This window comes from Sodalis sp. (in: enterobacteria), from assembly GCF_051710625.1.
GTDB lineage: Bacteria > Pseudomonadota > Gammaproteobacteria > Enterobacterales > Enterobacteriaceae > JBPESN01.
The window spans coordinates 20,023-27,739 of the sequence record NZ_JBPESN010000030.1 but is presented as its reverse complement, the minus strand read 5'-3'; the positions used below and the strand labels follow the sequence as shown (position 1 = coordinate 27,739).

Here is a 7,717-nt window from a genome sequence, read left to right as displayed (position 1 = left end):
TTAAATTTGCTCAAACCACAGTCATTCGAGTCCAGAATTTGTAAAATCTCTGTAAGCCGCGCCATTAAAGGGCTTCCGGCTAACCCATCGTTTAACTTAAGAGTCTAGAAATGATTGCCACCCCACAGATCTAGGACCGCCGGCCGGTTGGGCATATGGCCCATGCGCCGGGGAAAAACGCCTGCCGGCCTCGATAACGCTCGAGTATAGCGCTACGTCGGGCGCCACTTACCGATCTCCGCTGCCTTTCTGCCGTGCGGTTTGTCTGGCCTGACGCCAATTAAGCAACGGCGTTACGGTAATGCCATGCACAATAACGCTGGCGACAATAAGCGTTAGCGCCATGTTAACCATGCGCTTCGCGTCTTTCCCGGCCAGACCGTGGCTGAACGCGTAGGCGATATAGTTCACGCTGCCGATGCCGCGGATGCCAAGCCAGCCAATCATCAGCCGCCGCAGCGGCGGCGTGTGGGTACCCAGCGTAGCCAGCCACACCGCCAACGGACGAATGACTAAAAACAGTATCGCCGCCAGCACCAAACCTTGGGGATCCCAGTAATGAGCGAGGGAAATACCCAACGCCACGATTATCGCCGCGGCGAATAGCCGCTCGACCGTATCGCCGAACGACAGGGCATCCCCGACCACAAGACCGACGGCGGTAGCCAGCCCGCCGTTGCCCAGCGTGTGGCGCCGGTTGGGGTTCACCAAAATTTCCGCGGGGGGATAATGCTCTTCTTCCGCCAGCTCTTCGGGCGGATGGCGATTGACCACCCGCACCTCGGCGCGGCGCAGCCCGACGCCGCCTGCAAAGGCGGCCAGGAACCCGGAAGCATCGACGCTTTGTGCGGCGGCATAACTCAGCGCTATCAGCGCCAGGGCAAAAAAGTTATTGGGCGCCACATCCTGGTGGGCGCTGCGCACCCGTGCCGCCAGTTTTCCCACGCCTCTTCCCATGCCGAAGCCGATACCTAGCCCGCCTAAGAGCGCCCACAAAATACCTTTTAACGCCCAATGGAGCAGCAAGCCGGCAGAAAAATTAACTTTAGCGGCCAGTAGCGCCATCGCTAGCATCAGCACCGGCAACGCCGTGCCGTCGTTCATGCCCGCCTCGCTGGAGAGCGAAACCCGCATGCTGTCGTCATTATTGGCGTCATTCACCGAAATTAAACTGGCCAGCACCGGGTCGGTCGGCGCGACAATCGCACCAAACGCCAGGGATAGTGGCCACGAGAAGCCGGTGATGAGATGAAACAGCAGCGTGATGCCGGCGACGGTGAGTACCATTGCGGGAAACGCCAGGCGGAGGCCCATGCTCCAGCCGGGATCGCTGAACGGCAGCCCAGTTTCAGGCCGGTGATGAATAACAAGGTGGCCATAGCGATTTCGGTCATCCGTGCGACGAGCACGGCATGCTTGGGCGAGGTTGAGATGAAGTAATCCCAACATCCACGGCCCACAGATAATTCCGGCGACCAAATACAGGCCGAAGACCGTCAACGGACCGCGGTTAATCCAGCCGGAGGCCAGCGACATCAGTAATAGCAGCCCTCCTACAGCGGCGGTCCATCCCAGAAAATCCATAGTTTCTCCTTTGGTGTCTTTCGCCGGACACGGACAACGGCGATCACTGTTTATTGCGTATAATTAGTATAATCTATCAAACACAACCGCGCCTGCCGGCCATACCGGTCAAGCGCACAGGATGGCAGGGCGATGACGAATTAGGCAGTCGCAGGCCGGGCCTCAAAAAAGCTTGCCGTTCACGCTAAAGCAGTCCATAATTGCGCCCATCTCGAAGATTGAGATATCTAAAAAACATTGGAATCAAGAGGTTAGGTGGTTTTATGACGCTGTTAATCCAATCAGAACCAAATGCCCTTGTCGTCTTTGCCAGCAATGGTGCACTGCATAAATCATAATAAAGCTGCCGGGAATTCGTCTGACAGCATGGCAGTTTTAACGCGGGAATAGCTCAGTGGTAGAGCACAACCTTGCCAAGGTTAGGATCGCGAGTTCGAGCCTCGTTTCCCGCTCCAAATAATGGTTGCCGATCCTGTGTAGATTGGCCGCCGGTGGCAAAAAAAAAGCCTTTCAGGCCCTTTTTTGTTTCTGTGTGTTCGCCAAGTGTGACGTATAGGCGCCATCATGGCTGTCGTGGACATTGTCGCCATCGTGGCTATCGTGGCTATCGTGGCTATCGTCATCATCGTGACTATCGCCGCTACCCCCCTTTATCACCCTCACTATTACTGTCGCCATGACGCCATGACTCGCAGCGCCCTGGTCATCGAGGCTGCCAATATCCTCCCTCTCTGCCTTTCCGCCACCTTGGCGTTATCGCCATCGCGTGCGCCTTAGCGAACGTTCCCACATTCTTAGAATGCGAGGTTTGGCTGAACTTTACCTGCTGCACGAAACGCTGAAATGATCGATGACCGCCGGGGGGCTTAACCCAGGAGCAGGCAAGGACCGTTGGCCGCAGGGTAGCCGTTTTGGATCTTGAGGGGGTCGCCTGCAGGCAACAGAAGTCGCGAATTGCGCCGACCTCTAGTCCGTTACGCCGGTATTGATAAGCTTTTCTTCAGAATTCGCGCAACCGGCAAGTGCTTGCAAGACGATCCTTCGCCGCCTTATTTTCCGCAACAGGCGAAATAATTCGTGAATAATTTATCCACCGCTGAAGGTAGCGCAGCGTCTGTCTTATATCCTTTGTCGTAATCTTTTAAACAGAGTTATCCATAGGCTTACCGCGGTCACCGGCCCTGAGTGCGTGGACGATGAAAATTTCGCTTTGTCATAGCTAATTGAAAAAAAGATAAATTTTTATTATGAAACGTAAGATCGCTTGCGTTTTTTGTGACTATTGATTGACAAAGGATTTTTTTTATGCACAGCGGGCGGGCGTCGTCGTTGAAAGAGGTCTTTTCCTTAACGCGACGTCACTTAGACATCGCACGTTAAGCCTTTCTCGATGGCTCTGACCAACCGTGTTTGTTGCGCGCTGTGTACCGTGACGGCGGCGGTTTGTCGTCGCGCCATCTGTCTGTCCAAAGCCCAATGAATATGCACATCCAGCAGCGGCAGCTCCCCCAGCCGGCGCCCCAGCGCCAGCACGATATCGTCCTGATAAGGGGCGTTACCCAGCGCAACGGCAATATTGCGTGACCAGCGCACGTGGCCGATGCGGCGAATCGCCGATCCTTCGGTAACACGCAGAAATGTCGCCTCATCCCAGCCAAAGAGTTCCAGCAGTTCTGGGGCGTGCAATACCGCGCGCGGACTAAAATCCGGCTCATCGGTCAGCGACGAGAAGCGGTTCCACGGATAGATCAACTGGCAGTCATCGCAGCCATAGATACGGTTGCCTATCAACGGCCGCAGCGCCTCAGGAATTTCCCCCTCCAGTTCGATCGTCAGATAGGAGATGCAACGGCGCGTGTCAATGGTATAGGGCTCAACGATAGCTCCGGTGGGACAGGTAGTGATACAGGCAATGCAGCGGCCGCATTGCTCAGGCTGCGGTGCGTCAACCGGCAGCGGCAAATCGATCAGCAATTCACCGAGAAAAAACCACGAACCGGCTTCACGGTTTAAAATCAGTGAGTGTTTGCTAACCCAACCGATACCCGCCTTGGCCGCGAGTGGCCGCTCCATGATAGGCGCAGAGTCGACAAAGGGGCGAAAATTTACCGTGCCGCAGGCGGCGCATATCGGCTCACCCAGCTGTTTTAGGCGGTTACGTAAAACTTTGCGATAATCACGGCCCAGCGCATAGCGACTAACATATCCTAGTGAGGGATTTTTCAACGTTGACGCGAAGGCGGCTTTGGCCGGTAGGTAGTCCATGCGTACGCTTATAACCCGCAGGGTACCCGGCAGCAACTCGTGTGGTCGGGCACGCAGCCATACCGTGGGCGCCATCCAGGCCATTTCGCCGTGGTACTGGCGGTCCAGCCACGTTTGCAGCGCCAGCTCATGGGCGGCAAGATCGGTGTCGCAAATAGCGACCTGCTGAAAGCCCAGTTCCTGCCCCCAGCGCTTAATCTGCCGGGCTAATTCTGAGAGATCGAAAGGATAAGACATGACTGACCGCGACAACACATTCTCTGCACCTAGTTTATTACACTCCGTCTACGGTGCAGAATGGCTTCGGGGTTGGGAAAGCCCAGGGTGCCATGCTGGCGGGCGTTTCATTGTATCAGTTGATGGAGCGCGCCGGCGCGGCGGCATTCCAACGCATTCTTTGGCTCTACCCCGGGCGCCCGGCGCCGGCTGCTGTTAGCGGGGCACGGTAACAACGGCAGGGACGGCTATGTGGTGGCGAAGCTTGCCGGCGGCGGCAAGCAGGTTACGGTGCTGGCCTACGACGGCCAACATCCCCTACCCGCCGAAGCGGAACAAGCGAAAGCGGCGTGGCGGGCGGCGGGCGGGGAAATACATCCGGCCGACCAACCCTGGCCGGAGGAGGTGGAGGTGATCAACAGGACTCAAAGCGGCGCCGCGCGACCCTTACCGCGCGCTTATCATCGCGGCTAACCAGCATCCCGCGCCGGTGTTCGCACTGGATATTCCCTCCGGATTGGACGCCGACACCGGCGCGACGTCAGGGGAGGTCATTCGCGCCGCCCACACCTCCACGTTTATCGCCCTGAAACCGGGGTTGCTGACCGGTAAAGCGCGCAGCGTGATCAATCGGCTGCATTATGACGATTTGGGTTTGGGTGAGTGGCTCAAACGGGAAACACTGCTGCTGGCCCGGCTCAGCGCGGCGCAACTGCCGCGCTAGTTGCCCCCGCGCGATCCTTACGCGCATAAAGGCGACAACGGGCGCCTGCTGATTGTCGGTGGGGATCACGGGTTTGCCGGCGCCATTCGTATGACCGGGGAGGCCGTGCTGCGCTGTGGCGCCGGGCTGGTGCACGTGCTCACGCGCGAAGAGAATATCCCGCCGCTGTTGACCGCCCGGCCGGAACTCATGGTGGCACCGCTGACCCGCGACACGTTACAGCAAAGGCTGGATTGGGCGGATGTGGTGGTGATCGGTCCGGGCCTCGGGCAGGAAAGTTGGGGGGAAAATGCGTTGCGCGCTGTAGAAAATCGTGACAAACCAATGCTGTGGGACGCCGATGCGCTTAACTTGCTGGCATTCAATCCTGAGAAACGTCACAATCGAATTATTACGCCTCACCCCGGTGAGGCCCCCGCCTACTGAATGGCAGTGTCAGCGACATTGAGAGTAACCGGTTATATAGCGCACCAACTGGTGCGACTCTATGGCGGCGTCGTGGTGCTGAAAGGCGCTGGTACACTATCGGCCGCCGAGGATGGCGCCGTCGTTGTCGCCGATGTCGGGAATGCGGGCATGGCCTCGGGGGGGATGGGGGATGTCTTGTCCGGTATCATCGGCGGTTTGTTCGCGCAAAAGCTGTCGCTGTATGATGCAGCCTGTGCCGGCTGCGTGGTCCATGGCGCCACCGCCGACCATCTGGCGGCGGAAAAAGGCACGCGCGGTATGTTGGCTACAGATTTGCTGCCGGCATTGTGTCTATTTGTTAATCCTGAGTTTACCGCATAGAAACCAGACATGGAAAAACGTGTAATACCCCTGCCGGATGATACGGCAACCGTCGCACTGGGCGCTGCAGTGGCCGCCGCCTGCCGGCAAGCCTGCGTGATTTACCTTTATGGCGATCTCGGCGCCGGCAAAACCACATTTTGCCGTGGTTTTCTGCGTGCGTTGGGGTATGCGGGCAATGTGAAAAGTCCGACCTATACCCTGGTCGAGCCTTACGCGTTACCTCGCTGGACGGTCTATCATTTTGACCTTTATCGTCTGGCGGATCCGGAGGAGCTTGAGTTTATGGGAGTGCGGGACTATTTCGATGACACCGCCCTGTGTTTGGTGGAGTGGCCACAACGCGGGGAGGGTGTTTTGCCGGCGGCGGATATCGCGCTGACGTTGCAGTATCAGGGCGACGGCCAGCAGGCGCAAGCGCAAGCGCTGAGCGCCATCGGCGAGCACGTTCTGGCCCGCTTGGCGCCGCCACAGGGAACGCCTTCATGATGCTAAAGTTCAGGATAATGCTGGTGTTGGCGGTGGGTTTGATGATGGGGCAGGCAGCAGCGGCGACGCTCGGCGATATCAACATCGCGAACAGCGCCAGCCAAGCGACGGTGACGCTCGGGTTTAAGCAACAGCCGATATACGCCTTTTTCTCGCTGCATAATCCTGAGCGGGTGGTGGTAGATATCCGCCAGAGCGGCCCGGTGCAGGGATTGCCCCTCGAGTTCAGCGGCGAGAATGTCATTAAGCGCATTCGCACCAGTACGCCGGTCGATAAGCAGAGTTTGCGTCTGGTTTTCGAGCTGACCCGCAAATCCCGCGCACAGGCCACGATACGGCAGGTCGACAAGCGTTATAATGTTGTTCTGGCCGTAACCAGCCCGCAGACAACCGCCGTCGCACCTGCGCCACGGACCCGCGCTGCCGAGGCTGTTTCGAGCGCGCCACCGCCGCCAAAAACGGTGAAACATCCGTTTACCAACCGGGTGACGGTGGTGGAGAGCACCGCTGCGGTGGCGACGCCGGCATCGACACCGACACCGCGCGGTCGGTTGTCGGCAGGTGCCGAACCGGTAGTGGTGGGCATCGACGCCGGCCACGGCGGTCAGGATCCGGGGGCGACGGGTCCCAACGGCCTGCATGAGAAGAATGTCACCATCGCCATCGCCTGCAAACTGAAAACGTTGCTCGACGAGGATCCCATGTTTAAGCCGGTATTGACCCGCGATGGTGATTACTTCATTTCGGTGATGGGCCGCTCTGATGTCGCGCGTAAAAAGGGCGCCAGCGTGCTGGTCTCCATTCACGCCGATGCCGCGCCCAATCGCGGCGCCAGCGGGGCATCAGTATGGGTGCTCTCCAACCGGCGCGCCAACAGTGAAATGGCAAACTGGCTGGAGCAGCATGAGAAACAGTCGGAGCTGCTGGGCGGCGCGGGCGATTTGCTTGCCAACAACCATGCCGATCCTTATCTCAGTCAGGCGGTGCTGGATCTCCAGTTCGGCCACTCGCAGCGGGTGGGATATGACATCGCGGTGAAGGTGCTGGGCCAACTGCAGCGGGTGGGTGCGCTGCATAAGCGCCAGCCGGAACACGCCAGCCTCGGCGTCCTGCGTTCACCGGATATTCCGTCGCTGCTGGTGGAAACCGGTTTCATCAGTAATACCCGGGAGGAGCGGCTACTCGGTAGCAACGCATACCAGGATAAGATCGCCAACGCCCTGTATCTGGGCTTACGCGCTTATTTCCTGGCGCATCCGCTGCAAACCGGCCCAAAGCTCGAAAACCGGCCGCAGGGCGTTAGCTCCGCGGCCGATGCACTGGCGCCGGCTAGCGGTGGTCATATCGTCAAACGTGGCGAGACGCTGTCTTCCATCGCCCGCCAGTACGGGGTCAGCATGGCGTCGATTCGGACGCTTAACGCGCTGAAAAAAGACGGTGTCTGGGTAGGACAGCGGCTGCGTATTCCCCCGCCGGCGACAGCGTCCAGGCCGCGCCGCGTCGGCATCGGGTAGTGCGCGGCAATAACGGTCAACGTATCGCCACGCACTACGGGGTGTCCCCCGGCGCTATCAAGCGCGCCAATAATATGACGTCCAATAACGTCATGCTGGGGCAGCCGTTGCCCATACCGCCCACTTAAGGGCAGAG

7 protein-coding genes, 1 tRNA gene and 2 pseudogenes are annotated in these 7,717 nt (G+C 58.6%); 8 read left to right on the top strand and 2 right to left on the bottom strand.

The features are described 5' to 3' along the window. Positions 1–228 precede the first annotated feature (228 nt). A pseudogene (locus tag ACTBDU_RS09270) lies at positions 229–1,584 on the bottom strand (cation:proton antiporter). Positions 1,585–1,964: 380 nt separating this feature from the next. On the opposite strand from ACTBDU_RS09270, the gene ACTBDU_RS09265 reads away from it, so the two are divergent. After that, positions 1,965–2,039 (top strand) — tRNA-Gly (locus tag ACTBDU_RS09265). A 109-nt stretch (positions 2,040–2,148) separates the two neighbouring features. After that, the gene (locus ACTBDU_RS09260) at positions 2,149–2,361 is read left to right on the top strand and encodes a hypothetical protein (RefSeq protein WP_438806270.1); all 213 of its coding nucleotides are present in this window, start codon (positions 2,149–2,151) and stop codon (positions 2,359–2,361) included. A gap of 585 nt (positions 2,362–2,946) precedes the next feature. Here the strand turns inward: ACTBDU_RS09260 and queG are convergent. Then, a complete protein-coding gene (queG, locus tag ACTBDU_RS09255) occupies positions 2,947–4,086 on the bottom strand; it encodes a tRNA epoxyqueuosine(34) reductase QueG (RefSeq protein WP_438806269.1) in 1,140 nt (379 codons plus the stop codon). 189 nt (positions 4,087–4,275) lie between these two features. Here queG and ACTBDU_RS09250 point away from each other — a divergent pair, with 189 nt between their 5' ends. From ACTBDU_RS09250 to ACTBDU_RS09225, 6 genes and pseudogenes are all read left to right on the top strand, one after another. Then, positions 4,276–4,539: an NAD(P)H-hydrate epimerase gene (locus ACTBDU_RS09250; protein WP_438806273.1), complete on the top strand. Its 264-nt coding sequence runs from the start codon at positions 4,276–4,278 to the stop codon at positions 4,537–4,539. Then, positions 4,526–4,789 carry an NAD(P)H-hydrate epimerase gene (locus ACTBDU_RS09245; RefSeq protein WP_438806272.1) on the top strand — a complete coding sequence of 88 codons (264 nt, stop codon included), beginning with the start codon at positions 4,526–4,528 and terminating at the stop codon, positions 4,787–4,789. Before ACTBDU_RS09250 ends, ACTBDU_RS09245 begins: the two co-directional genes overlap by 14 nt. Next, positions 4,790–5,578 (top strand): annotated as a pseudogene (locus ACTBDU_RS09240) (NAD(P)H-hydrate dehydratase). Between the two features lie 9 nt (positions 5,579–5,587). Continuing rightward, a complete protein-coding gene (tsaE, locus tag ACTBDU_RS09235; protein ID WP_438806268.1) occupies positions 5,588–6,067 on the top strand; it encodes a tRNA (adenosine(37)-N6)-threonylcarbamoyltransferase complex ATPase subunit type 1 TsaE in 480 nt (159 codons plus the stop codon). Next, positions 6,064–7,581, top strand: coding sequence for an N-acetylmuramoyl-L-alanine amidase AmiB (amiB, locus tag ACTBDU_RS09230; RefSeq protein WP_438806267.1), 1,518 nt, complete (start codon positions 6,064–6,066; stop codon positions 7,579–7,581). Before tsaE ends, amiB begins: the two co-directional genes overlap by 4 nt. Next, on the top strand, positions 7,581–7,709 hold the full coding sequence (locus ACTBDU_RS09225) for a LysM peptidoglycan-binding domain-containing protein (protein ID WP_438806266.1): 129 nt from the start codon (positions 7,581–7,583) through the stop codon (positions 7,707–7,709). Before amiB ends, ACTBDU_RS09225 begins: the two co-directional genes overlap by 1 nt. Positions 7,710–7,717: the final 8 nt, after the last annotated feature.

Bases quoted from the DNA above. Each gene is read 5' to 3' on its own strand.
- tsaE (WP_438806268.1), top strand. From the start codon at position 5,588: ATGGAAAAACGTGTAATACCCCTGCCGGATGATACGGCAACCGTCGCA.
- queG (WP_438806269.1), bottom strand. From the start codon at position 4,086: ATGTCTTATCCTTTCGATCTCTCAGAATTAGCCCGGCAGATTAAGCGC.
- amiB (WP_438806267.1), top strand. From the start codon at position 6,064: ATGATGCTAAAGTTCAGGATAATGCTGGTGTTGGCGGTGGGTTTGATG.
- ACTBDU_RS09260 (WP_438806270.1), top strand. From the start codon at position 2,149: ATGGCTGTCGTGGACATTGTCGCCATCGTGGCTATCGTGGCTATCGTG.